The sequence below is a fragment of the Leptospira levettii genome, from assembly GCF_002812085.1.
Taxonomy (GTDB): domain Bacteria; phylum Spirochaetota; class Leptospiria; order Leptospirales; family Leptospiraceae; genus Leptospira_A; species Leptospira_A levettii.
Genome location: NZ_NPDM01000002.1, coordinates 553,245 through 578,158, shown reverse-complemented (window position 1 = coordinate 578,158; position 24,914 = coordinate 553,245). Strand labels below are relative to the sequence as shown.

General features: G+C 40.0%; 23 protein-coding genes. 19 read left to right on the top strand and 4 right to left on the bottom strand.

What is annotated here, in order from left to right:
* The first annotated feature begins 60 nt into the window (after nt 1–60).
* Entirely contained in the window at nt 61–1,326 is a 1,266-nt protein-coding gene (locus CH354_RS10400) for an ATP-binding response regulator (RefSeq protein ID WP_100726573.1), read from the top strand.
* Here CH354_RS10400 and thiL read toward each other — a convergent pair.
* Nucleotides 1,305–2,213 carry a thiamine-phosphate kinase gene (gene thiL / locus CH354_RS10395; RefSeq protein WP_100726574.1) on the bottom strand — a complete coding sequence of 303 codons (909 nt, stop codon included), beginning with the start codon at nt 2,211–2,213 and terminating at the stop codon, nt 1,305–1,307. The genes CH354_RS10400 and thiL overlap by 22 nt on opposite strands.
* Before the next feature lie 78 nt (nt 2,214–2,291).
* Between thiL and rplM the strand changes: the two genes are divergently transcribed.
* The 17 genes from rplM to CH354_RS10310 all read left to right on the top strand — a co-directional run bounded on the left by rplM (nt 2,292) and on the right by CH354_RS10310 (nt 21,674).
* Nucleotides 2,292–2,744, top strand: coding sequence for a 50S ribosomal protein L13 (gene rplM / locus CH354_RS10390; RefSeq protein ID WP_015675928.1), 453 nt, complete (start codon nt 2,292–2,294; stop codon nt 2,742–2,744).
* A gap of 1 nt (nt 2,745) precedes the next feature.
* The gene (rpsI, locus tag CH354_RS10385; RefSeq protein WP_100716688.1) at nt 2,746–3,141 is read left to right on the top strand and encodes a 30S ribosomal protein S9; all 396 of its coding nucleotides are present in this window, start codon (nt 2,746–2,748) and stop codon (nt 3,139–3,141) included.
* 81 nt (nt 3,142–3,222) lie between these two features.
* Nucleotides 3,223–4,440 carry an MFS transporter gene (locus CH354_RS10380; protein WP_100726575.1) on the top strand — a complete coding sequence of 406 codons (1,218 nt, stop codon included), beginning with the start codon at nt 3,223–3,225 and terminating at the stop codon, nt 4,438–4,440.
* Between the two features lie 49 nt (nt 4,441–4,489).
* Nucleotides 4,490–7,249, top strand: a complete 2,760-nt coding sequence (alaS, locus tag CH354_RS10375; protein WP_100726576.1) for an alanine--tRNA ligase — start codon at nt 4,490–4,492, stop codon at nt 7,247–7,249.
* 36 nt (nt 7,250–7,285) lie between these two features.
* Nucleotides 7,286–7,783 carry a YajQ family cyclic di-GMP-binding protein gene (locus tag CH354_RS10370; protein ID WP_100726577.1) on the top strand — a complete coding sequence of 166 codons (498 nt, stop codon included), beginning with the start codon at nt 7,286–7,288 and terminating at the stop codon, nt 7,781–7,783.
* A 77-nt stretch (nt 7,784–7,860) separates the two neighbouring features.
* Nucleotides 7,861–10,932, top strand: a complete 3,072-nt coding sequence (locus CH354_RS10365; RefSeq protein ID WP_100726578.1) for a DNA translocase FtsK — start codon at nt 7,861–7,863, stop codon at nt 10,930–10,932.
* Between the two features lie 40 nt (nt 10,933–10,972).
* Nucleotides 10,973–11,674: a LolA family protein gene (locus tag CH354_RS10360; RefSeq protein ID WP_100716693.1), complete on the top strand. Its 702-nt coding sequence runs from the start codon at nt 10,973–10,975 to the stop codon at nt 11,672–11,674.
* Nucleotides 11,675–11,692: 18 nt separating this feature from the next.
* A complete protein-coding gene (locus CH354_RS10355; protein ID WP_100716694.1) occupies nt 11,693–12,793 on the top strand; it encodes a helix-turn-helix domain-containing protein in 1,101 nt (366 codons plus the stop codon).
* The gene (locus tag CH354_RS10350; RefSeq protein ID WP_100726579.1) at nt 12,793–14,139 is read left to right on the top strand and encodes a MiaB/RimO family radical SAM methylthiotransferase; all 1,347 of its coding nucleotides are present in this window, start codon (nt 12,793–12,795) and stop codon (nt 14,137–14,139) included. The genes CH354_RS10355 and CH354_RS10350 overlap by 1 nt, the downstream gene beginning before the upstream one ends.
* Complete coding sequence (gene pgsA, locus CH354_RS10345) at nt 14,139–14,885, top strand: CDP-diacylglycerol--glycerol-3-phosphate 3-phosphatidyltransferase (protein ID WP_100716696.1); 747 nt, start codon at nt 14,139–14,141, stop codon at nt 14,883–14,885. The genes CH354_RS10350 and pgsA overlap by 1 nt, the downstream gene beginning before the upstream one ends.
* Entirely contained in the window at nt 14,866–15,894 is a 1,029-nt protein-coding gene (gene trpD, locus CH354_RS10340; RefSeq protein WP_100726580.1) for an anthranilate phosphoribosyltransferase, read from the top strand. Before pgsA ends, trpD begins: the two co-directional genes overlap by 20 nt.
* Nucleotides 15,895–15,920: 26 nt before the next feature.
* Nucleotides 15,921–16,244, top strand: a complete 324-nt coding sequence (gene yajC / locus CH354_RS10335) for a preprotein translocase subunit YajC (RefSeq protein ID WP_100716698.1) — start codon at nt 15,921–15,923, stop codon at nt 16,242–16,244.
* Nucleotide 16,245: 1 nt separating this feature from the next.
* Nucleotides 16,246–16,875 carry an SRP-less Sec system protein gene (locus CH354_RS10330; protein WP_100716699.1) on the top strand — a complete coding sequence of 210 codons (630 nt, stop codon included), beginning with the start codon at nt 16,246–16,248 and terminating at the stop codon, nt 16,873–16,875.
* Nucleotides 16,876–16,896: 21 nt separating this feature from the next.
* The gene (gene secD, locus CH354_RS10325) at nt 16,897–18,831 is read left to right on the top strand and encodes a protein translocase subunit SecD (protein WP_100726581.1); all 1,935 of its coding nucleotides are present in this window, start codon (nt 16,897–16,899) and stop codon (nt 18,829–18,831) included.
* Nucleotides 18,824–19,762: a protein translocase subunit SecF gene (gene secF / locus CH354_RS10320; RefSeq protein ID WP_100726582.1), complete on the top strand. Its 939-nt coding sequence runs from the start codon at nt 18,824–18,826 to the stop codon at nt 19,760–19,762. The genes secD and secF overlap by 8 nt, the downstream gene beginning before the upstream one ends.
* A 70-nt stretch (nt 19,763–19,832) precedes the next feature.
* Complete coding sequence (locus CH354_RS10315; protein WP_338092383.1) at nt 19,833–21,053, top strand: dihydrofolate reductase family protein; 1,221 nt, start codon at nt 19,833–19,835, stop codon at nt 21,051–21,053.
* Nucleotides 21,054–21,056: 3 nt separating this feature from the next.
* Complete coding sequence (locus CH354_RS10310) at nt 21,057–21,674, top strand: riboflavin synthase (RefSeq protein WP_100716703.1); 618 nt, start codon at nt 21,057–21,059, stop codon at nt 21,672–21,674.
* Here the strand turns inward: CH354_RS10310 and CH354_RS10305 are convergent.
* Entirely contained in the window at nt 21,671–22,051 is a 381-nt protein-coding gene (locus CH354_RS10305; protein ID WP_100716778.1) for an STAS domain-containing protein, read from the bottom strand. The genes CH354_RS10310 and CH354_RS10305 overlap by 4 nt on opposite strands.
* Before the next feature lie 118 nt (nt 22,052–22,169).
* Here CH354_RS10305 and CH354_RS10300 point away from each other — a divergent pair, with 118 nt between their 5' ends.
* Complete coding sequence (locus tag CH354_RS10300) at nt 22,170–23,378, top strand: bifunctional 3,4-dihydroxy-2-butanone-4-phosphate synthase/GTP cyclohydrolase II (RefSeq protein WP_100716704.1); 1,209 nt, start codon at nt 22,170–22,172, stop codon at nt 23,376–23,378.
* Nucleotides 23,379–23,401: 23 nt separating this feature from the next.
* On the opposite strand, the gene pdxH is transcribed toward CH354_RS10300, so the two are convergent.
* Together pdxH and CH354_RS10290 are read right to left on the bottom strand one after the other, a co-directional pair.
* Nucleotides 23,402–24,040 carry a pyridoxamine 5'-phosphate oxidase gene (pdxH, locus tag CH354_RS10295; RefSeq protein ID WP_207762679.1) on the bottom strand — a complete coding sequence of 213 codons (639 nt, stop codon included), beginning with the start codon at nt 24,038–24,040 and terminating at the stop codon, nt 23,402–23,404.
* Entirely contained in the window at nt 24,037–24,891 is an 855-nt protein-coding gene (locus tag CH354_RS10290; RefSeq protein WP_100726584.1) for a prepilin peptidase, read from the bottom strand. The genes pdxH and CH354_RS10290 overlap by 4 nt, the downstream gene beginning before the upstream one ends.
* Between the last annotated feature and the right edge of the window lie 23 nt (nt 24,892–24,914).

Sequence of the window (24,914 nt, the reverse complement as noted above, 5' to 3'; positions counted from 1 at the left end):
CTTAGACTCTTGATAAGATTTTTGTCCATAACTCTCGTCGAATGATCTGGGAGTTATGGAATGATCACCCAAAATAAAATCCTAATCGTTGAAGATGACCCAACAACGGCACTCTTATACCAAGGGGCCTTACGTTCGCTTGATGCTAATTTTGTTGTGTTTTCTGGAATCAAACCAGTCTTACACCTCTTACAAAAAGATGGGATTGAATCAATTGATCTTATCCTAACTGACTTAAAACTTCCAGATGGAACTGGCACCGAACTAGTAAGGGAAATACGGAAAAAAAATTCACAGATCCCCATCCTTGTGGTCACTTCCGAATCCGATTCCATCTCCATCATCGAAGTGATGAAGGAAAATGTGCAGGATTATTTGATCAAACCTGTATTTCCAAAGGAATTATTGAAAAAAGTGGAATACCACCTTTCCAAACGTTCATTGGATTATAAAACTTCCATATTAGAAAAAGAAAAAATCATCTCTCTTGAAAAACTTTTGGATTGGTATAGTTTCAAAAATCGATCTTTGGAAAAGGGTGAGTTTAATGCCCAAGAGTTACATAAAAATTTATTCCATGTTTTGCGTGCTAGTTTATCCCAAGGTGCTGGTTTTGGAATCTTAGTTCAAATCATCGATATTATAAAAGGGATGAAACAAACGGAAAATGGAGATTATATCTTAGAAAAAGAAGTTTTATCCATTTTAGAAGACAATGCCAATTATTCGAAAAAAGTTTTAAATACATTCTCTGAAATTGAAAATATTATTTTCGATCGAGTCAATGAGGAAGTAGTACCTTTATCCGTTTTATGGCAAGAGATAGTTAGTATTATAAAAGAATTAGAATCACAAACAAAAATCAAACACCACTCCATCCAAATGACCGATGTTAGTTCAGTTCAAATGGATTCGATTTCCATTCGTTGGAATCGCGAGTACTTTCATAAATCTATAAGGGAACTTCTCATCAACGCAATGAAGTTTTCTTTGGACTCATCTTCTATTTTTGTATTACTCCAATTAAAATCAGATTCTGTTTCTTTTTCCGTCATCAATTCGGTGGGAAGTGATTTAAAAATAGGGGAAGGGATTCCAAATGAATATTTGGACCTCGTGTTTGAACCATTTTTCCGATTAACAAAGAACCTTTACGAACGGTATGAAACTCTCGATTTCGGAATCGGGCTTTCACTTGTGAAAGAAACCATACAAAAGTTTGGTGGTTCAGTGTTAGTATCCAATATATTTGATCACTTAGGAGACAAAGTAGAACCTAAGGTTGAGTTTAAGATCACACTCCCTCATTCTTCTTCATTGAAGTGAAGGAAACCTTTGGTTTTGGGAAGGTATGTTTTTCCTTCGCTTAAGAATTTTGTTCCTGGTTTTCCAGACTCAAATCTACCAATCATCGTCACAGGAATGGAGTTAATTTCGTTTGGTAGGATGTTCGGTGATAAAAATAAAAGTTCCAATTCTTCACCAGAACCCAGACAAAAATCCACTCCCAATTTTCGTACAGCAAGCGGGTGTAAGGGGACAGATTCCACTTGGATTGTGAGTTTTCCTTTGGAGGCAAGTGCTAACCTTTCCGCATCTTGGATGAGCCCATCTGTGATGTCCATACAGGCGTGAATTTTATACTTTGAGAGTGGTTTTAGCAGGATCTGTTTTGATTTTGGCAAAAGGTGTTTTTCAATAGCAGGTTTAAAATCTTTCTCCTTCCAATTCTTTTTTAAAGAATGATACCCAAGAAGGCTTTGGCCTAAATCCCCTGTGACATAGAGGTAATCACCTGGTTTTCCTCCCGATCGTAGCCAAGGTTTTTTGACCGTTCCCACCACAGTCAGTGCCAATTGGGTTGTGGGGGAGGAAAAGGTATCGCCACCAGCGAGTTTCATTCCATATTGGTGGAGGGAAACCCTCAGTCCTTTGGCAAACCTCTTCACCCAATCTTTTTTCCGGGAGGTAGGAGATAGACCGAGGTTTAAAAAACATTCTTTCGGAACCCCTCCGGATGCAGTGATGTCAGAGACATTCACTTCCACTAGTTTTCCTGCTAGGACTTCGGGGGTTGACCATTCATGGAGGAAGTGGGTTCCTTCGGAGAGGGAATCCGTTGTGACAAGGCGGTTCGGTGCCAAAAAATAACAATCGTCCTCTGGGGGAGGAGTTGTTCCAAAAAGAGTACGGATGATATCTGATTCTTTCAAAGCTTCGTTTCCAATAAATTTGTTTGACCCACTGTGAAAACCGAAAATCCTGACATAAAAGAGGAAAATCTCGTACTTATGGAACTATTGTCTAAAGCCCACAAGACCCCTTCTATCGCAAAAGAAGCCGTACAAAAACAGTGGTTTGTTGTGGACGCAACTGATAAGACTCTCGGAAGATTGGCAAGTCAAGTCGCTTCCCGACTTCGCGGAAAACACAAATCTACATTCACACCGAACCAAGATTGTGGAGATAACATCATCATCGTTAATGCTTCTAAAGTGGCTGTGACTGGTCGCAAAAGAGAACAAAAAATTTACTACCACCACTCCCGTTACCCAGGTGGTATGACTGCGATCGCTTTCCACAAACTCATCCAAGAGAACCCAGAAAGAGTGATCATGGAAGCAGTGAAAGGAATGTTACCTAAATCAAAATTAGGTGACCAAATGTTAAAAAATTGCCGAGTGTTCGCAGGCAATGACCACAACCTAGGAGCTCAAAAGCCCCTAAAACTGGAGTTGAAATAATATGGCGCAAAAAGCAGTTTGGGCAGTTGGCCGACGCAAAACATCTGTTGCACGAGCAAAAATCGCTTCTGGAACAGGAAAAATCACAGTAAACCACAAAGATGTAAAAGATTACATCAAAAACGGAGAACACTTAGTTCGTCGTGCACTTGAGCCTCTTCTTGTTTTAGATGCTCGTGACAAATATGATATCGCACTCAATGTTACTGGTGGTGGAGTGATTGGACAAGTAGGAGCAATTCGTCACGCAGTGGCTCGTGCTCTTGTTGCTTTCAATGAATCACTCAAACCTACTTTGAAAAAAGAAGGTTTCCTCACTCGTGATAGCCGTATGGTGGAACGTAAAAAATACGGTCTCCACAAAGCTCGTCGCGGAACTCAGTTCTCAAAACGTTAATCGGAAAACTCCTCTTTTTTTTCCGATAGAGAAGCCTCCTTTGGGAGGCTTTTTTTTTCGGTTAGGATAACCGTTCCACCTATGAACCAAATCATCTTTTACCTTGCCTTCGCCTTTGGAACTTTTGCCAGCAGTTGTTTTTTATATTCAATTGTGATTTTTACACAGACTCTAACGGTTGTAAAAGGGTATTCTGGGATTGTTTTTTTCTTTTTGTTTTTACCCTTTCCACTTTTCTTTTTGTATACTGGTTACCTGCTCGATCATTATTCCAAGAGGTGGGTAGTAGTTGGATTTCAGTTTTTTTTATTTTTAGCAGCATTTTTGTTAGGTGGATTGACCCATATTTTTGAAACCTATCCTCTTTTGTTGTTACCCTTGGCATTTCTCAATGGAATTGGTATGACAACGGTATTGCCAGGGAGGATGGCACTTCTCTGTGAAGTGATGGAATCACACCGACTCGTATTCCACACGATCGCTGGGAATTTACTTCTGATATTTTCCTTTGGGATGAGTCCCCTTGTTGTGGGTTGGATACGAGAATTCCAATCTTACTCAATACTATTTCTCTTTTTGGCTTTTTTACATGTTTTGTCGATGTTTGCTTTTACCTTATTAAAGTTAAACGAGAAGGAAACAATGTCCAATTCCTCTCAAACAAAACTTCAAAAAAGAATCCCAAATTCTGAAATTCCATCACTTGGAGAAAATTTACGAGCAGTATTAGGGTTTTTGCATATGGACCCTGTCTCCAGACAGGTGATGTGGATTGCGATTTTTAGTATGTTAGCATTAGGTCCCATCCAGGTGGTCCTTCCCCAATATGTAAAACTAGAATTGGGACTAGGAGAGTTGGCACGGGGATCTGTGTTAATGTTTCTTGGTCCTGGATTATTTTTAGGTGGGATTTTCACCATCCTCTACCACCATTTGGAACGAAAAGGGTTGGTATTACTCATTGTCTTTGGTTTGTCCTCATTTTTCTTTTTAGGATTTGTCCCGTTTTTTGAGGCAAAGGCCACTTCCATCTTTCTTTTTTGTTTTGGAGTTTCGGGTGGAGTACTTTCGAGCCTGATGCCGGCGATATTACAAAAACGTGCAGAGGACGGACTTAGAGGTAGGATCTTATCCCTCTATACAGTTTGTTTCCAATTCACACCGGCTGTTTCTGGATTTTTTGCTGCCTTTTTAAATGATACAGTGGGAAGCCTTTGGACATTTACGGGACTTGGTATGGGGTTTCTTGTGATCTCCCTATTTTCTTTTTTCCGTTACAAAGATTTAAGGCAAAGTTAAATTCGAATTTCCTTGCCCTAGGAGGCAAATTCGATTTCCGTGTAAGTGTATGAAGTCGAAAACCGTCCAAGAAATCGCAAGGTTGTACACGAACTATTTCCAAGAGAAAGGACACACCATTGTGCCTTCCTCGAGTCTCATTCCCAAAGGGGATCCTACACTTTTATTCACAACTGCAGGGATGGTACAGTTCAAACCTCTTTTTACTGGAGCAGTGGAGCTCCCATACACAAGAGCTGCCTCCATTCAAAAATGTGTTCGTACCACTGATTTGGAAGTAGTCGGGAAAACGGAACGGCATTGTACGTTTTTTGAAATGTTAGGAAATTTTTCCTTTGGCGATTATTTTAAAAAAGAGGCCATCGAATACGCGTTAGACTTTTCACTGAACCACTTAGAAATTCCCAAAGATAAAATTTGGGTGACAATTTACCTCGATGATGATGAAGCCAAAAAAATCTGGATGGATGCAGGGATCCCAGAAGAACGAATTGTACGCCTTGGTAAAAAAGATAATTTTTGGGGACCTGCTGGCGACAGTGGAGCTTGTGGTCCTTGTTCCGAATTGTATTTGGACAGAGGGCCTGAAAAAGGTGGTCCCAATTGTGGCAATAACCCCAATTGTAAACCAGGTTGTGACTGTGACCGTTATTTAGAATATTGGAATTTAGTATTTAACCAGTTCAACCAAACGGTTTCGGGAGAACTTCTCCCACTCAAACAAACTGGAATTGATACAGGATCGGGCCTCGAACGTGTGGCTATGTTATTACAAGAAGTAGACTCTGTTTATGATTCGGATGAATTAAAATCCATCATCAAACAAATTGAAACACTCTCTGGTTTTCAATATAATGAGTCCACCAAACAATCATTCCGCGTGATTACTGACCATTCCCGTTCTGTCTTTTTTTCACTTGGGGATGGGATTTACCCTGACCGCACAGGACGTGGGTATGTCATCCGCCGTCTCATCAGACGTGCCTCCCTTTTTGCAAGAAAACTCGGAATCCATGAGCCGTTTTTATACAAACTAGTTGGTACTCTAAAAGACTTGTATTCGGTTCGTTACCCAGAACTAAAAGACAAAGCAAAAGACATTGAATCCATCTTAAAAAAAGAAGAAGAACTTTTCCTACATACACTCGAAGTGGGACTCGAAGAATTAGAATCTTTACTTTCCCATCTAACGGCAAACAAACAAACGTTTGTTACTGGAAAAGAAGGATTCCGATTGTATTCCACATACGGGTTCCCTCGTGAGATGACAAAGGAACTTGTGGAAGACCGGGGTTTTAGTTTCGATGACAAAGGATTTGAAGAAGAACTGGAAAAAGACCGCGACTTATCTCGTGCGAGTTGGAAAGGGAAAAAAATCCAATACCTCACTGGACTTTCTGCTTCGCCTGAATTAAAAACAGAATTTTTAGGGTATACTGAAACCAAAACAAAGGGAAAGGTTTTGTATCTTTTTGTGGATGGAAAGTCAGTTGCTTCTGCCAAACAAGGGCAAGAAGTTGTAATCGTTCTCGATAAAACTCCTTTTTATGCAGAAGGTGGTGGGCAGATTGGTGATACTGGTTACTTCAAAAAAGATGGTTTCCAATTCCAAGTCCAAGACACCCAAAAAGAAAATGATACCTTCCTTCATATGGGTATGGTCTTAAAAGGAAATATTTCCGTTGGTGATGTAGTGGATACCGAAATTGAAATCGAACGGAGGCAAAACCTTGCCAACCACCACTCCGGTACACACTTGTTAAACGGTGCACTCCGACGGATTTTAGGAACACATGTGACCCAAAAAGGTTCCATCGTATCGGCAGATTACTTACGATTTGATTTTTCCCATCCCAAAGCCTTATCCCAAGAAGAGATCATCCAAATTGAATCCGATGTGAATGAGGCCGTGAGTGCGAATATCCCAGTCAAAACAGAAGTATTGGATATCAACCAAGCCAAAGAATCTGGGGCACTTTCCATGTTTGATGAAAAGTATGGAAACCTTGTTCGTGTTGTATCCATGGGAGAAAAATCAAAAGAATTCTGTGGGGGAACCCATGTTTCAAACACCAAAGACATTGGTTTTTTTGCGATTGTCAAAGAAGGAAGCCCTGGTGCCGGAAACCGAAGGATTGAGGCCATTTGTGGAGAATCGGTTGTGTCTTATTTTTTACACCAGTTCCAAACCTTGGCATCCAAAATCGAAACACATAACCTATCCGCCAAAGAAACGTTTGGTGATTTGAAAGAGTTTGGTATTTCAAAAGAAGTTCCTTCTCCAGAAAGTCTTCAATCCATCTTTTTAAAAGATGGGAAAACTGCGGTGGCAAGTCTTCGTAAACTCAGAGAATCACTCGAAGCGGAACTGGAAGAAAAATCATCTTCACTGTTTAAGGCAAAAAAGAAATTAGAACAACAAAAGTTCCAAATGAACCCTGAGCTTGTAGATGGTCTTTTACAAAAGGCACACAAGTTCGCTAAAGGCAAAGTGGTTACAGAAGTATTTCCATCAGTTGATGCAAAGGCTCTGAAAGATTTGGCTGATTCACTCAAAGCGAAAGAACCAGAGATCCTTTGTTTGTTTGGAACCACCGAAGGGGAATCAAGTACTCTTGTTTTTATGTGCAATAAGGTTCTCAATGACAAAGGTATCCACTGTGGTGAGATGCTAAAAGAAACCTTAGTAATGTTAGATGGAAAAGGGGGCGGACGCCCTGATATGGCACAAGGTGGTGGAAAAAAACCAGAATCTGTGGCCAAGTCCTTAGAGTTTGCCCTTTCCCTTGCCAAAACAAAATTATCGTAAATTTCAGTTTGTAGGAAACAGAATAGGAGAATCCAAATGGCTCAAGACCCTTCCTTTGACATTGTATCAAAACTCGATCGCCCCGAATTACAAAATGCTGTTTCGCAAGCGATGAACGAGATCCAAACTCGTTTTGATTTTAAAGGATCCAATTCCGAAATCAAAATCACAGATGACCAATTGGTTTTGACTTCGGAAAACGAAATCAAATTGAAGCAAGTGATTGATGTCCTTACTACCAAAATGGCAAAACGTGGCATCAGTCTGAAAGCCTTCGATTTTGATTCCAAAGTGGAACCCGCCACAGGGCAAACGGTTCGGATGAAGGTGAAAATCCAAAACGGTTTGGACAAAGAACAAACGAAACAAATCACAACCCTTATCAAAGACCAAAAATTAAAAGTCCAGGCGACCATCCAAGGGGATTCGGTGCGTGTGGTAGGTAAAAAAAAGGACGATTTGCAAGAGGTGATGGCAGCCATTCGCAATGCAAATTTCAATTTTGACGCCAATTTTACGAACTTCAAAGGGTAAATCCTGACAGAAAGGAAAGCCGTATTGGCTTCCAAATTTTTTCTGTCTATGTCTCGAAACCGTCCGATATTTCCCGTATGGACCCTAAAAAATCCGTATGGGGATGGACTTTGCCTAGAAAGGATTTCCTCCCGTATTTATTTGTATTTTCTGGAGTATTTTTACTGTTATCCCTTTTTTCCTTCCAAGAAGGAGAGGATGGATCACTTTTTAATTGGTTTGGAAGGCTCGGGCATTACATTGCTCTTACCCTTTTTTACCTACTCGGAAAAACTTCCTTTTTACTCGCTGGGTTTGTATTACTCTTAGGTGTCCTTTCGTTACGGAACCCCGACTTTGATGCCTTAAGTAAGGCTTTATTTTTTCCCATTTTCCTCATTGCCACAACGGTGAGTTTGAACCTTCTCGAAACGCCCATGGGACATGTGGGTGATAGTGGAGGTATCCTTGGCCAATTTTTTTCTTGGATCTTTTCCTATCTATTTGGGGAAACAGGTCGAGTGCTTGTTGTCTTTTTTCTGTATTTGTACTTTGCTGTGATTTGGTTAGAAGACGGGGCTTGGTCTTATACATTTTCTACCATCCATTCCGTTTCTGAAAAACTCTACCACCTAATGGGAGGAAGGCGAGATTTGCCACATTTTAAACTTCCTTCCTTTATGGAATCGGCGGTCTCCACACGCCGTGCCCCTGTGAACGAAGTGAGACAAAAGGATTGGTTTCAAATCCAAACAGAAGGGGAATCAAAAGATGACCTCGCTCGTCATTTTTGGAATGTCGTGGCAAATGAAACAGGAAAGGGATATCGTTTCCAGAATGATTTTCCTCCTTCCTCTCGTACTATGGAAGAGGACAATCACTCATTCCAAAATTCGTTAACACACCCATCCAAAGAAAAACCAAAATCGCAAACAGTGGTTTTCCAGAATGCCAAACTGTTTGAAGGATTTTTTGATGCGTCAGGAAATGTTTTTCGTTTCCAAAAACAAAGGCCAACACAACACACCGAATCAAATCGTAATCTGAAATCACAACCAAAGTTACATGTTGTCGATAAACGGGAGTTAAGTGAGATTGAAGAAATTAATTCTCCTGACACCCAAAATTTAGAAGCCATACGTGAATCCAAAATCCTCTTCCAGTTCCCAGAAGCAAAATGGAAACCAAAATTGGACAAGGAAATTTCACTCGAAGGTTTAGAACTTCCCAAATTAGAACCAATGAGACATGGATTCGGGGACCAGTTACCTCTGACCAATACAAGTCGATTCGGAAAAAACGAAACTCGAGACGTCGGGTTTGGTGTTTCTCATTTTGATGAAAACACGGAAGAGGGCAATTGGGATGAAGACGAGACTCATGAATCGATGGAAGCTAGTGGACATTGGGAAGAGTCTGAGTCATTGGAAGAGGATGACGAAAATCTTTCTACCCGAGAGAACAAAACTCAATCTCTTACCATTCCGATTCCTGAATCGGTTCGATTGTCTCTTGTAGAAGAAACGGGTTTAGAAACAGAAGAATGGGATGAAACAGGTGATTCGGAACCATCATTTTCTCTTTCCGAAGGAGAATTGGAAGAAGAAACGTTAGAAACCTTGGTTGTCGAGGAATCTTCACCTCTTGTTCCTTCCAATTTGAGTGCGGGAAATTTTGGTAAGAAAAAACAACCTCCGAAGGAAACTAAAACCGAACAAGAACTGATGTTTGGTTCGATGGTGCCAAAACCAAAATTGAAAAAAGGGAAATATTATATTTCTCCAAGACTGCTTGCGTCCCACCAAGTCCCTGTTGCCAATATTCTAAAAAATGATTCGGAACTTGACCTCATCGCTAAAAAAATCGAAGAGTCAACGGGTCACTTTGGAATTGAATCCAAGGTGATTACCAAAGAACGAGGACCCATCATCACTCGTTACGAAATTACGATCCCGAATGGTATCAAACTCAACCGAATTGTGTCTTTGTCAGATGAGATCAGGGCTTACCTCGAAGTGAAAAACATCCGGATTGTAGCACCTATCCCTGGTAAGGCGTCCATCGGAATCGAAGTTCCGAACCGTGTTAGAGAAGATGTGTTTTTATCAGAGATTTTAAAAGACACTATCCTCCAACACAAAACAAAAGACCTTTCCATTTGTATCGGAAAGGATATTTCGGGAAAACTTGTGATGATCGATATCGCAAAACTCCCTCACTTACTTGTCGCAGGAACCACTGGATCTGGTAAGTCGGTGAGTATCAATGCGATGATCACAAGCCTTATCTGCACTCGTTCCCCAGAAGAAGTAAGGTTCATTATGATCGATCCAAAGATGGTGGAGATGACTCTTTATGAAGGGATCCCTCATCTACTCATGCCTGTGATCACCGATCCGAAAAAAGCAACGAAGGCACTTTCCTGGGCGATCCAAGAAATGGAGAGTCGGTACCAAATGATCTCCCAATTGAAAAGTAGGGACTTTAAAAGTTTTAATGAAAAAGTAGAGGAATATGCCCATGCCAAAGGTTTCCAAAAACTCCCTTACATTGTGATTTTCATTGATGAGCTTGCAGACCTTATGATGGTTTCCGGTAAGGATTTGGAAGAACAGATCCAACGGATTTCCCAAAAAGCGAGGGCGGTTGGAATCCACTTGGTGATGGCAACCCAAAGGCCATCCGTGGATGTGATCACCGGGGTCATCAAAGCAAACTGCCCAGCAAGGGTGGCCTTCCAGGTGGCACAAAAAACAGATTCTCGCACCATCCTCGATACCAGTGGGGCGGAAACCCTCCTGGGAAAAGGGGACTTTTTGTACCGTTCGCCTACATCGAGTGACCTCATGCGGATCCAAGCTCCTTATATTGAAGAGAAAGAAATTGATTCCATTGTGGAAGAGGCCAAAAAACAAGGGGCCCCAGCCTATGTGGAGATGAACTGGGATGATGAAACGAATATTGAAATGGCCTCTGACGAGGACGAAGAATTATTCGAAGAGGCTTGGAATATTGTTGTGACTGAGAAAAAAGCCAGTGCCAGTTATTTGCAACGTAGGATGAGGATTGGTTACAACAAAGCGGCAAGGCTAATGGAACTCATGGAAATGAGGGGTTATGTTTCTCCGCAAGTCGGGGCAAAACCTCGGGAAATCTTACGTTCAGCGTAAATCATCGACAAGAGAAGTTTGTCTGAAAAACTGGGAATCTATGAAAGTATGGATCGGATTTTTGTTACTTGTTTTGGGAGTTTCTTTGGAGGCCCAAACAAGTCCGGCTCACAATTGGCATTCACCTTCCGAAGTTGTCAAAAAGATCAAAAAAAACTTCAGCGAAATCAATTCGTATTCCGCTGATTTTCTCATCAAAACGGAAGACAACAAAAAAGAAAAACAAATGCGCGGGAAATGTTTTTACAAACGCCCTGGAAAAATTCGTTATAATTTTGTCGAACCAGAAGGGGACGAAATTGTTTCCGATGGAAAAACTCTCCATATCTTTATCAAACGGTTAGGTGCTGTGGGAAAACAAGACCTTACACTCGATCGTAAAAATTCCTCAGGTCCCATCTTTACCACAAACAGTCCTGATGGACTCAACCGTCTCTTTCGTAAATACCATTATAAATTTGATACCATTGAACAACCGCGTTCTATGGGTGATGCTACAAAATACTTTGTCCTCGATTTAGACCAAAGGGAAAAAATTGGTGGGTTCGAAAAGATGAAACTTTTTGTGGATTCAGAATCTTACCTCATCAAAAAAGCAGTCGCAACAGATGGTCGTGGCAAAGTAACAACGATTTCATTTTCAAACATTAATTTTTCGGAAGATATCCAAGATGGTGTTTTCAATTTTCATATGAGCGGGAACGCGAAGATTGTCAACAACCCACTTGTCTCTGAGAACTAAACCTAAGAGGAGTTCATTTTGAATACAAAACGTGTTGGTCAAATCCTAAGAGAAGCAAGAGAAGACAAAAAACTTTCTGTGAAAGATGTCGCAAAAGAAACAAACATTGCGGCAAAATACATCATCGCATTAGAAACAGAAGATTATTCTCAGTTCCCAGCAGAAACGTTTGCCCTTGGTTTTTTAAAGAACTATGCAAGTTACCTAAAACTCGATACAGCGATGTTACTCAATTTGTATCGTGGGGAACAAATCGAAGAATCACAAGCACCTCTCGAAGAACTCACTCGTCCCACAACCACTCCGTTTAGTTTAGATCGTAATAAGATCATAAGTCTTGTTTCTCTCTTTTTGTTCGTGATCTCGGCTTATATCATCTACATTAGTTTTGAAGACTCTGGTTCGGTTTCTATGGATGAGGAAAATACAGAAGTAAGCCAAAGTGTTGAGCCTACAAGTAGTTCTGATATTCCTTCCGGTATCAACTTTGTGAGCCAAAGTGTTCCTGAAAATGCAAGTGTGCCTTTTATCCTCACAGAAGATCGTGGTGTGAGTTTCAGTGTGAACAACCAACAGTGTAAGATGTTCATCAGAGGTGTTTCCAATGGAAAAGCAAACCTAGGATTTAATATTTTTCCTGAAAAAAATGTGTATTTTTTCCAAACAGCGGAAGGGGAAGAAACCATTCTTTCTTATAAAATTGAAGAGCTTGCATCGCTACGTCGTGACATCCGTGTGGTGACCCAAGCAGTTACTGAAAAATCGGCAAAAGTCCTTGTGACCTTAAAAGAAGAAAGAGAAGGGGTCGCTGTGAAATCTCCTGTGGGAGATGTTCCGATCCAAGTGACATTATTTTTCTCGAAACCAAGTTACGTTGAGTTCGTGTTAGATGGTCAAATGGGCGAACGTGGTCTTGTTTCTGCGGGAGAAGTAAAACACTTAGAAGCTCGTGACAGACTTGAGATCAAAGTAGGGGACGGTGGAGCCGTGGAGATGGTACAAAACGGAAAGGAACGAGTGGTCCTTGGAAAACCAGGCAAACTTGTGAAAAAAATCTTTATCCGCAAAGCAAATCCATATGACTCCACTCAGTCCATCATTGGAGAGTTAGGCGAATAATGCCAAAGTCCAAAGACCAAACGGAAGAAACACCAAAGTCGTTTTTTATTACGACTCTTGGTTGTCCCAAAAACACTGTCGATTCCATGGCCATGCACCAGTCCTTACTCAAAGAAGGGCTCCTTCCAGCTGCTGACCCTGAAGCCAGTGACTTCCATTTGGTAAATACTTGTACGTTTATCCAAGATGCCACTAAGGAAACCATCCAAACCATCCTTGATTCCATCGATATTAAGAAAAAGAACAAACAGAAGTTAGTTGTGGTGGGTTGTTTTGCAGAAAGGGCAGGAAAAGAAATTTCCGCCGACCTTCCTGAAGTGGATTTACATTTCGGAACAGGTAAGTATGACAAAGCAGGTGAAATTTTACGTTCCCATTTCCCTCTCGATTTTAAAGACCTAACTGAATTCAACGAAGACCTTCTGGAAAGACTCAAAACTTCAAAAGGCATCGAAAATTATTCGAAACCTTATTCGTATGTAAAAATCTCAGACGGGTGTAACCGTGGTTGCCATTTTTGTATCATTCCCAATTTACGTGGGAAATATAGAGACACAGAAATTACAGATGTCCTAGAACAAACAAGGCTTGCAGTCAAAGCAGGTTCCAAAGAGATCTGCCTTGTTTCCCAAGACACAGTTTTTTATGGAAAGGACACAGACAAACTCATGGATTTGGTTCGTTCTGTGGCAGCTGTGGATGGACTTGAGATCTTACGACTTCTCTATTTATACCCTGATAAAAAAACAGAAAAGTTACTCGATTTGTACAGAGAAATTCCTAAAATTGCTCCGTATTTGGAAAGTCCCTTACAACATGTTTCCAAATCCGTTTTGAAATCCATGAACCGCACTGGTGATTATGAATTCTTTAAATCCTTATTCCAAAAAGCAAGGGACATCCGCCCTGATTTAGAAATCCGAACTTCGTTTATTTTAGGTTTTCCTGGCGAAACGATGGAAGATGTCGAAGAGATCATTCGGTTTGTGGAAGATGTAAAACCAGAAAAGGTGAATCTTTTTCCTTATTCTCCACAAGATGGTACAAAAGGAGCCACCATGGAGGGACAATTGAAAGACAAAGAAATTGCCCGCCGAGTGAACCTTGTGAGGGAAGCCTACCTTGGAACCTTAAAAACCATCCACCAAAACCGAATTGGAAAAATATACCCATGTGTCGTAGATGAAGTGTTAGACGAAGGCGCGATTGTACGTCGCTTGCAAGATGCACCTGAAATTGATGAAGTGGTGTATGTGGATGCTTCCAATTTAAAAGTTGGTCAGTATGGTAAAGTGCGAGTGGATTCTTTTTATGAACTCGATATGTCAGGGACTTGGGTGGAATAGTGGAAGATTGGAAAACCATTGCCAATATCCCTAATTTACTAACCGTACTACGTGTATTGGCATTACCGTTTTTTATCTTTGCCTTATTCCAAAAGGAATGGGAATACCAAATTTTTGCCTTTGTACTTTTTGCACTCGCATCACTCACCGATTTAGTGGATGGTTATCTTGCTAGAAAATGGAACCAACAAACTGAGTTTGGAAAATTCCTAGATCCACTCGCTGATAAATTTTTAGTCATTGGTTGTTTTGTTACTTTTTTATTCATCCATGAACCCATAGAAGTTTGGATGGTTGTCCTCATTGTTGGTAGGGATATGCTCATCACCTTCCTTCGTTACATTGCGGTTCGTTCTGGTAATAGTTTGCGAACAACAATGATGGGAAAGGTAAAAACGGCATTCCAGATGGGAGCCATCCTCATCATTCTCGTGGTTTTTATGCTCATCTCTGGAAAACGCCGGGCGATGATCAATGAAACTTATGCCATGGGAAAACTCGCAGGGTATTCAACTTTCGAAGTGGCGTCCCAGCATGCTAATGAGTTTTATACTTTGGTTAAAACCTCTGAAAGTATCAGTTGGAAAGATATTTTTGATTCCATTGCTTCGTTTGTTCCTTATTTTGGAATGTTATTTACCACTTTTATCACTGTGATTTCAGGACTACGGTATATCATTACCAATTATCAATTGTTAACCTTTTCCAATCTCAAAAGGATATTTTATGACCGCTCTCACAAGTAAGGAAATCCTCGGCCAAGTGGTGTCTGGACACCATTTGGTGGATACCCATGCAGAATACTTTTTAAATGAAGTGATGGATGGTAAAGTGACAGAACCAGTCCTTGCTTCCTTTCTCACTGCCATGAAAATGAAAGGGGAAACAACGGACGAACTGTACGGATTTGTTCGTGCAATGCAGAATCATGCCATCAAACCTAAAACAAATTTTGGTTTCGATTTTTTAGATACCTGTGGGACTGGTGGGGATGGAAAGGGAACACTCAACGTTTCCACTTTATCGGCCCTCACTCTGGCAAGCCTTGGCCACAAAGTGGCAAAACATGGAAACCGATCCGTTTCTTCCCTTTCCGGAAGTTCAGATATCCTTTCCAAACTTGGTTATCCCTTAGAACGAACTCATGGGGAATGTGAAGCGGAGTTTGTGCGCACTGGTTTTGTGTTTTTGTTTGCACCATCCTGGCACCCGGCGATGAAATATGCGGGTCCCGTAAGGACAGCACTAGGTTTTCGAACATTTTTTAATTTGATAGGGCCACTTTCCAATCCCTTTTCCCCCACACACCAAATTGTGGGAGTGTATGACCGTTCTTTGTGTTTGCCGATGGTGGAAATATTGGCAAAATTAGGGGCAAAAGGGGCACTCGTTTGCCATTCCAGGGATGGGCTCGATGAGTTTTCCATTTTTGAACCAACGGATTATGCTTATTTTGATGGAAAGACCACAACAGAACTCAGTTTTGATCCGAAAGAACTCCGTTTGGAGGTTAGTGAATTGGATCGAAATACAGTGTTCTCTTCTTCCAAAGAGGGGGCAGAGGCACTGTTTCGCGCTGTCCTTGACCCACAAGCAGCAACGGGTGGAACGGCGATGGTGGCACTGAACGTCGGAGTGTCTTTATTTTTACTCGGTGAAGTGAAAGACATTCCGACTGGTTATCAGATTGCCAAAGATGCATTATTATCGAAAAAAGTTCTCCGATTCACTCGTGAAACATTGAATTTAACATAAGGCCTGTAAACATTGGATAAATAGCTATGCTCAATTTAAATTTTCTCACATCCCAATTCCTAATCCTTGCCCAAGAAGAAGGAGCTAAGTCTTCTCTTCAGTCGCTCATTATCATTCCGATCATGCTCGTCGCGATGTACTTTCTTGTGATCCTTCCTAACAAAAAGGAAGAGAAAAAAAGAAAAGAAATGATCACGAACCTCCAGAAAGGTGATACTGTTGTGACAAGCAGTGGCCTTCACGGTAAAATTGTAGAATTCAAAGACAATAATGAAACAGTTGTTTTGAATGTGGCAGCGAATACAAATGTAACATTTGATACTAGCGCTATCCTCAAGAAAAAAGCATAAGATGAAATCATTCTTCTCCCTATTACTGCTTCTCGTTTTGACAACTTCCCTCTTATCACAAGAGGGTTTGGATTTTTTGGATAAGGTGAATGATAAACCTAAAACTTCCACTAAACCCAAGGAAGATTCAGTCCAAACGACATCCAAAAAACAATCAACTGTTGTAACACAGACTGGAACCACAACAGGGAAGAAGAAAAAATCCAAAAAGAAATCAAAACAAAACCAACTGGCTACCGAAACCCTTCCACAAAACAACAATTTGGTGTCGAATCAGAATGGTAACCCTGTTGTAGTTGAAAAAACTTTGAATCCAGTGGAAAAACAACCACTTGTGACCGAAGAGGAAGAAGTTGTAACCAATGCAAATTGGTTAGATCCACAAGTTTCTGTGGAACCAACAGGCCTTCCAGGTTTTGCCACAGACTTAAAATTAGCAAATTCTGAAGTTACGAATGTCGGTTCTGAATCAACTGTAAACAAAGATTCAGGAAAATCGTTCTTTAACTTTTCTGATTTTTTTGCGAAATACAAAAAAGCAATGATGATCCTTGGAATTATCATTCTATTTGCTTTTTATAGACTTAGATCCGCACGTCCAGGCTCTAGCAGCCGTTCATATAGAAGATAAAATTTTTAGGAGCAAACCAACTTGCAATCGTATCGACTCTTACTTCTACCGTTTTTCATATTAGTGGTATCCTTTACCATTTTATACCCAAACTTTGCCGACCGTACTTTAAAAGTGGTTGTAAGAGAGGATGTGTATTCACTTCCTGAAGCAGAGCAAAAGACGCTTGTTAGTGGGCTTTTTGATCGTTGGGAAAAAGATTATGGAAAAAGTTCTGGTTGGACAATCGAACCAAAAGGAACACTCCCTCCTAAAGAAAATCCTTTTTATATAGTAAAGGGACGATTTATCACATCTGCAAAAATAAACCAAATTTCTCAAGAAAACCAAAGTCTGGTGAATGAATCCAAAAACAAATTGGAACCAACATGGATTGAAAACATGATCCGTGGTGGAAAATCTTTGTCCATCAAACTTGGTCTCGATTTACAAGGTGGTATGCGAGTTGTATTAAAAGGGGATTTTGAGGATTACACTTCCAAACTTCGTGACCTTTATGCAAAAGAAATTGCTGAATTAAATCTTACATTGAACAACCAAGCGGCAAAACCGGAAGAGAAAGAAAAAGCAAAAAATCGATTATCTGAAATTGAATCTAGTTTTGATTTATCTCCGATGCGAAAGATCGTTGAGTTAGAAAAAGCAAAGATGATCATTGATAATCGTCTCACAACTCAAAACTTAACAGAACCACAAGTTAGGATCCAAAAAGAACAAGATGCAATTGAGGTTTCCCTTCCTGGTGTTTCGAACTCTGCTGCGATTTTAGAAATTTTACAAAACACGGAAACTGTTGAATACCGCTTAGAAGAACCAAATCCATTTACATTCAAATCTCAAATTGCTGAAAACGAGAGACGAATGATGGATCTTGGACAAAGGGAAAAAACTGACATTTATGTATTCCAAGAACTTGTAAAAAACAAAGCAGGTAAAAAAGCCCAAGATGAGTTTTTGGCAGAACTAGAAAGAAAATACAATATTCCAAAAGACTACAAAGTGTATGCGATGTGGGCTCGTGGGAATTCGGCTAAGTCAACTTTACTCCCTAGAAGTTTTGTGGTATTGGAACGTAAAATTGCTCTTTCTGGGAATGATATGACCAATGCACAACCATCTTATAACTCCAATTCATATGGATGGATGGTAAGTTTTACTCTAACACCGAATGGTGCTGAGAAATTTTTTGACCTAACTTCTGAAAACCGAGGTCGTAACCTAGCGATTGTTTGGGGTGACAAAGTGATCTCCAATCCAGTGATCAATGATCCTATTGCGGGTGGGCGTGCAGAAATTTCTGGCAGTTTTTCGGAACAAGAAGCCATTCGATTGGCAAACGTGATTTCAGAAGGTGCTCTTCCGATTCCTCTTTCCGTTTTAGAAATGCGTTTTATTGGACCAACTCTTGGGATTGAATCCATTGAAGTCGGTGTAAAAGCGGTTGCGATTGGATTTTTCTTAGTGATGGTTTATATGATCTTCTACTACCGGTTAGGTGGGTTTATTGCTGATCTTTCCTTACTTGTGAATATCATCATCCTTGCGGCTCTATTAACTCTCATGGATTTTACTCTTACCCTTCCTGGGATTGCGGGGATTATCTTAACAGCTGGTATGGCTGTAGATGCAAACGTAATCATTTATGAAAGGATACGGGAAGAAATCGAAGAAGGAAGGGCATTGTCCATTGCTGTCACGAGGGGTTTTGAAAATGCCTTCTGGACCATTATGGATGCAAACGTTACAACCCTCATTGCAGGAATTCTAATGATCCGACTTGGAAATGGACCTATCAAAGGTTTTGCGATCACACTTTGTTGGGGAATTGTAACAACACTTTTCACATCCTTATTTTTATCTCGTTTGTTTATGGAACTTTCTGTGAACCGAATGGGAATTCACCACTTGAACTTAAGACCTTTTTTCTTTGGAAAAAAAGAGGGTAAACATGCGTAATATCAATTTCACGAAGTACAAATACTTCACTCTTAGTCTTTCTTTTTTAGCAATTGTATTCGGTTTTGTTGTGACATTTTCGAAATACGGTGGGTTTGCTCACTCCCTCGATTTTAATGGGGGACTTCGAACAGTTGTAGAACTACCGAAAGACAAAACAAGAACGGATCTTGAAACCTATTTCCAATCCAAACAAATTGAAGCAGTTGTGATTTTACTCGAAAAGGAAAAGAATATTTACCAATTAGATATTGGTCTAGGATCACTTCCTACCATCGAGACCCTTTACAAAGAAATCCCAGAAGACAAAAGAGAATCTTCTACGTCAGCGATTGACAGATTTGTTCAACTTTTACGTTTTGAGTTTAACCTTCCCAAAGAAAAAGTTCTTTCTGCTGACCAAGTGGGTGCCGTAGTGGGTGGTGAATTAACAGAAGTTGGAATCACCTTACTCTTAACGACACTTGCTATCATTCTATTGTATTTGAGCATACGATCGCAGTTTAAATTTGCCCTTGCATCGGCTATCGCACTTGTTCATGATATTTTGATGACACTTGCGCTTATTGGATTTTTGCAAATCAAACCAAGTGTACCAATCATTGCAGCACTTCTTACGTTACTTGGGTACTCCATTAATGATAAAATTGTGGTGTTTGATAGGATTCGTGAGAATGCACATGGAAAAGATAATTTAGCTCTTTCCAATATAATCAATGTTTCCATTGCGCAAACACTTGGTAGAACCATCAATACATCGTTTACAACAATGATTTCTGTTGTGGCTATTATCGTTGGTGGAGCAGCAGAATTATATGACTTTGCGTTTGTATTATTATTTGGTGTAATTGTTGGAACTTATTCCTCAATTTACATTGCAGCACCTATTTCTGAGATTTATGACAGGCTCAGGAAGAAAAAATTCGCTTAACCCAAATTAGATGGATGTAGGGAAAAAGAAGGAACTTTATTCTCTACATTCCTTACTCGGGTTTCTTGGCATGGGCAAAACGGGTGGAAACCCCCCTGTCTCAGCAGTTCTTACCAATGGAAAGGGGGATGTGTTAGAAAAAGCACATACCAAAGAATTTGGTGGAAACCACGCGGAACGAGAACTTTTCTCACTCTTTGAAAAGAAACATACCCGATCCTTAACCAAACCAAATTTAATTCTTTCTGATTCCATTCTATCAGTTAGTCTAGAACCTTGTACTCATTTTGGTAAAACACCACCTTGTCGAGATTTGGTGTTAGAATACCAACCCAAAGAATTACTTCTGGGATGGAAGGACCCAAATCCACTCATAACATCTGGAGATTGGTCTTCTTATCAAAAAAAGGGAATACAAGTTCGATTGGATCCTGTTCTTGCGAATACGTCCTTACCATTTTTACAAGGGTTTCTCAAACGAATGAAAACTGGATCTCCATGGGTATGGATCAAAGTTGCCACTTCGAAAGAAGGTAATTATACGAGTTCTGATTATCAAAAAGAAAGAATCAGTGGCGAAGACTCAGACTTATATTTGCAAATGTTACGTGGGAAATTTGATGCTGTGGCTGTAGGTCCCAATACAACCAAAATTGACGAACCATCGTTACACTTTCGGATCACTGACTCTATGATTGAGAAGGTTGGAATTCCCAAACGTATCACAAGTCTGATTCCTTTTTTTGACGCTGCTACGAATTTGTTTTCTGCACTCACACAGTGGGGGAAAGAATCTGTTGCGACTCACCAATTAGAAGAAGAAAAATACCAACCCTACCGTGTCTTTGTGTTGGACTCGAAAACCCTTCCCAATGAATCGTTTTGGAAAAAACAAGAAGAACTTACCGAACGGTATGGAAAAAAACTTTGTCTTTTTTTCCTACTGAATACTGAGTTTGGTGTGAGTCATGTTTTACCAGATCCCATCAAAACAAAAATCGAAACCCTTTCTCTCCATCCTGTATTTCCAATCAATAAATCCGATGGGAATTTGTTTTTACAAACATTGGGTAAAATTGGCATTAATACTGTGTTATGTGAGGCAGGAAGTTTTTTCCCGAATTTTTTAGAGAATGAACTTACCGATGAAGATTGTATTTTGGAGATACGAAATATGGAAAAATCAATTCCCGATGGAATTCCGTTTTTGTACCATAATGAACCAATTCATTCTGAATTTTCGATTGGTTCCAATTCTATTTTCATTCGGAAACTAAAAAGGAGAATTTAAACTATGTTTACAGGCCTTGTTGAAACTCTTGGAAAAGTCATCCAAATTGAACCCATTGATTCAGGGATTCAATTTACAGTTGTTACAGAATGGGAAAATCCCGATCTAAAATTAGGTGATTCCATTGCAATCAATGGTGCCTGTATGACGGTTACCAAATTTTCTAATTTGGGAAATATTTTTCAATTTTATGCTTCATTTAAATCTTTGGAACTTACCAACTTATCGAGATTAGGGGAAGGGTCTGTTGTCAATCTGGAACGAGCTATGGCCATGGGACAACGGTTTGGTGGTCATATGGTCCAAGGTCATGTCGATGGAGTCGCAAAAATTACCAGTCGAAAACAAATTGAAAATGAAGTGGAAGAGTTTTGGGTGGAAATCCCGAAAGACCTTCTCCGTTTTTTTGTGAAAAAAGGGTCTGTCACATTAGATGGAATCAGCTTAACTGTTGTAGATGTAGTAGATGGCAAAATCCAACTCATCCTCATTCCAGAGACCATGCAAAAAACAAATGCTAAGTTTTGGAAAGTGGATGGAAAACTCAACGTGGAAGTGGATGTTCTTGCCAAATACATCGAAAACTATTTGGCAAAAAGAGGGGAATCGGAAGGAAATTAATTTCTTTTTAATAAATCGTCGATGTCAGAATCATCCGAATCCCCATCGACGTATCTCGTTTGAAAATCAGAAGTACTAAGAATTTCAAAAAACATATCTAGTTTTGCCAGTTTGAAAACATTTTGGATCATGGGTTTCATTCCAACGAGGAGGAGTTTTCCTTTTTTGTTTTTTAAGGAATTGAGACTTTTGATGAGAGATCCAATTCCAGAAGAGTCAATGTAATCAAGTCGGCTCATTTCAATCGAAACAAGACTGGGACTGGATTCGATGAGTTTGTTAAAAATCGATTCAAATTCTTCTGTTGACTCAATATCAAACTTACCTGCGATTTCTATCGTTTTGATCTTCCCTGTGGTGTTTAATTTTAGCTCCAAAGCTCCCTCCGATCGAAACATTTAGACAAAAGAAATAGGAAAAATCAATGAATTTCTTTGGGAATCTTCTTTAATTCGGAACGGCTTTCAGAGTTTTAGTATATAGAGGCCTTTCCCCATGATACGTCCGATCGAAGAAGCAATCGAAGAAATCCGCCAAGGCAAAATGATCATCCTCGTCGACTCTGAAGACAGGGAAAATGAAGGAGATTTGGTCTGTGCATCCCAATTTGCAGACAAAGACAAAATCAACTTTATGGCGACCCATGGACGGGGACTCATTTGTGTCCCAATGGAGAGAGAAAGGTTACAGAGCCTGGGTCTTGGCAAAATGGTCGATGATCTATCTCTCGGTGACAAACATGGAACTGCCTTTACTGTTTCTGTTGATGCCAAACAGGGAACAACAACAGGAATCTCTGCACATGATCGAGCAAAAACAGTTGAAGTCTTACTAGATCCAAAAACTAAACCTGATGATTTGATGCGCCCTGGACATTTATTTCCCTTACAGGCTGTGACCGGTGGTGTATTACGTAGAGCTGGTCATACAGAGGCTGCAGTCGACTTGTCTAAGTTAGCTGGTCTTTATCCAAGTGGTGTTATTTGTGAAATTATGAATGATGATGGATCGATGGCAAGAATTCCCGATTTGGAAAAATTTGCCAAAACACATGGTCTGAATATTTATACCATTGAAGACCTGATTCGATACCGTCGTCATAAAGAAAAACTCATTCACTTAGAAGTGGAAGCAAACCTTCCCACAGAATTTGGTGATTTTAAAATCAAAGCATATTCCACTCAAATTGATGATAAAATTCATATGGCACTTGTTAAGGGTGAAATCGATCCAAATAAACCAGTGCTTGTTCGAGTACATAGCGAGTGTTTGACGGGAGATATTTTTTCTTCGCAACGTTGTGATTGTGGTCCTCAACTTCATAATGCCCTTCGAATGATTGAAAAAGAAGGAACAGGTGTCTTACTTTATATGAGACAAGAAGGCCGTGGGATTGGCATCATCAATAAACTCAAAGCATATTCCTTACAAGAGGGAGGCCTCGATACAGTCGAAGCCAATGAAAAATTAGGATTTGCTCCTGACCTTAGGGAATATGGAATTGGAGCACAAATCCTCCGAGATATCGGGGTAAAACAGATGAAACTCATCACGAATAACCCTCGTAAGATTGTGGGACTTGAAGGATACAATTTGCACGTAACAGAAAGGGTACCAATTGAAATTGACCCTGTGGAAGAAAATTCTCGTTATTTACAGACTAAAAAAACGAAATTAGGACATCTCTTAAACCTTCACGGTTGAAATTGATGATAAGGCCCTTTTCCTTATGGAGAGAGCCTTGTTTTTTCCCAATTGTCGTTTTGTTTTACAAATAAAATCCGATCGTGTAATCTCCCAACTCTTCCTTGCCAAAATTCGATTTTGGTAGGGGATACAGAATATCCACCCCAATACTCAGGCATCGGAATTTCCTTTCCTTCCCATTGTTTGGAAAGTGAGACAAACTTTTCTTCTAAATAATCTCTAGATGGCACCACAGAACTTTGGTTTGATGTATGAGCTCCAATTTGGGATTCTCTAGGGCGAACTGCAAAATAACGTTCTGATTCTTCTTTCGGAATTTGACTGGCAATCCCTTCAATCCGGATTTGCCTTTCGAGTTTGGGCCAAAAAAAATTTAATGCCACTCGATTGTTTTCACTGATGTTTTTCCCTTTATCAGAATGGTAGTTCGTGAAAAATTGAAATTCGTTACGGATAAGACCTTTGAGGAGTACAATCCGTACGCTTGGTTGTCCTTCTTTGTTTACCGTGGCTAAACTCATTGCATTAGGTTCTGGTTCTCCCTCTTCTTTTGCTTCAGAAAACCAAAGGGAAAACAGTGTCAGAGGATCAGTTCCTGCTGTGTTTTCTGAAAGAACAGAACGTTGGTAAGATTGGCGCATATGTGCGAGATCATTTATTGGTTCCATAAATCTGAAAATCCTTCCCATTCATAATTGTGAACGATGAGTTTGCAAAAAAAAGTAAAAAAGAGTCCAATCGAAAAATAGAGTCCCATGGGAACCTTCATTCCTTTGAGGGGTTCTCCTTTTTTTCGAAGGAATAAACTAAACATGACTGCTAGTAGATAAGAAGTATTCAAATAAACGATCCAAAAAGGATTCCCTGCAAGGGTCGCAAAAACTGGTGAAAAGAGCACATCCCCGAGGCCAGTTCCCCCACGGAACAATAGATAGATGACAAGATAAAAAACCAAAAAACCAAAGTACACAACCAAATGTTCTTGGCCAATGGATTCACCAAACAAAAGAGAATTGGATAAAAAACCAAATCCCAAAAGGAAGGGTAAGTTTTCATAATCGAGGGATAATTTTTTTGCATCCGTCATCATGGAAATGAGAAGGTGTCCCAATAAAAATAGTAGGCAAATTGTACCAAATAGGGAATCAGAAATGGAATACACAACCACAGCAATGATTCCAAATAAAAATTCAGACAATGGGTAGAGTTTGGGAACCTTTGTATGGCAATGAGTACATTTTCCTTTCGTTAAAAACCATCCTAGAATAGGAACCAAATAGAGTTTGGTTATGGGAGTTTTACATTCGGGGCAGTGGCTAGGTTTTGTGAAGATGACCCGCCAACGATTGAGCCCTTTGAACTCTTTTCTACCTTTTTCATAACAGTAATATAAAATTCGGTCAGCAAGTGTAGCATAAAAACTGGCAAGTGCCCCACCAAACAAAAACAAGATGGTATATGTGGACAATTTCCAAAGGAAAAACCAATTTGTATCTTCAAAAAAATCCACGAATCATACCTAAATCATCGAAA

Excerpts from the sequence above, each read along its gene's own strand:
- trpD (WP_100726580.1), top strand. The coding sequence starts at position 14,866 with ATGACCGCTCTCACAAGTAAGGAAATCCTCGGCCAAGTGGTGTCTGGA.
- CH354_RS10380 (WP_100726575.1), top strand. The coding sequence starts at position 3,223 with ATGAACCAAATCATCTTTTACCTTGCCTTCGCCTTTGGAACTTTTGCC.
- secF (WP_100726582.1), top strand. The coding sequence starts at position 18,824 with ATGCGTAATATCAATTTCACGAAGTACAAATACTTCACTCTTAGTCTT.
- CH354_RS10370 (WP_100726577.1), top strand. The coding sequence starts at position 7,286 with ATGGCTCAAGACCCTTCCTTTGACATTGTATCAAAACTCGATCGCCCC.
- CH354_RS10400 (WP_100726573.1), top strand. The coding sequence starts at position 61 with ATGATCACCCAAAATAAAATCCTAATCGTTGAAGATGACCCAACAACG.
- CH354_RS10360 (WP_100716693.1), top strand. The coding sequence starts at position 10,973 with ATGAAAGTATGGATCGGATTTTTGTTACTTGTTTTGGGAGTTTCTTTG.
- CH354_RS10315 (WP_338092383.1), top strand. The coding sequence starts at position 19,833 with ATGGGCAAAACGGGTGGAAACCCCCCTGTCTCAGCAGTTCTTACCAAT.
- yajC (WP_100716698.1), top strand. The coding sequence starts at position 15,921 with ATGCTCAATTTAAATTTTCTCACATCCCAATTCCTAATCCTTGCCCAA.
- CH354_RS10310 (WP_100716703.1), top strand. The coding sequence starts at position 21,057 with ATGTTTACAGGCCTTGTTGAAACTCTTGGAAAAGTCATCCAAATTGAA.
- rpsI (WP_100716688.1), top strand. The coding sequence starts at position 2,746 with ATGGCGCAAAAAGCAGTTTGGGCAGTTGGCCGACGCAAAACATCTGTT.
- rplM (WP_015675928.1), top strand. The coding sequence starts at position 2,292 with ATGGAACTATTGTCTAAAGCCCACAAGACCCCTTCTATCGCAAAAGAA.
- CH354_RS10330 (WP_100716699.1), top strand. The coding sequence starts at position 16,246 with ATGAAATCATTCTTCTCCCTATTACTGCTTCTCGTTTTGACAACTTCC.
- alaS (WP_100726576.1), top strand. The coding sequence starts at position 4,490 with ATGAAGTCGAAAACCGTCCAAGAAATCGCAAGGTTGTACACGAACTAT.
- CH354_RS10300 (WP_100716704.1), top strand. The coding sequence starts at position 22,170 with ATGATACGTCCGATCGAAGAAGCAATCGAAGAAATCCGCCAAGGCAAA.
- CH354_RS10365 (WP_100726578.1), top strand. The coding sequence starts at position 7,861 with ATGGACCCTAAAAAATCCGTATGGGGATGGACTTTGCCTAGAAAGGAT.
- CH354_RS10350 (WP_100726579.1), top strand. The coding sequence starts at position 12,793 with ATGCCAAAGTCCAAAGACCAAACGGAAGAAACACCAAAGTCGTTTTTT.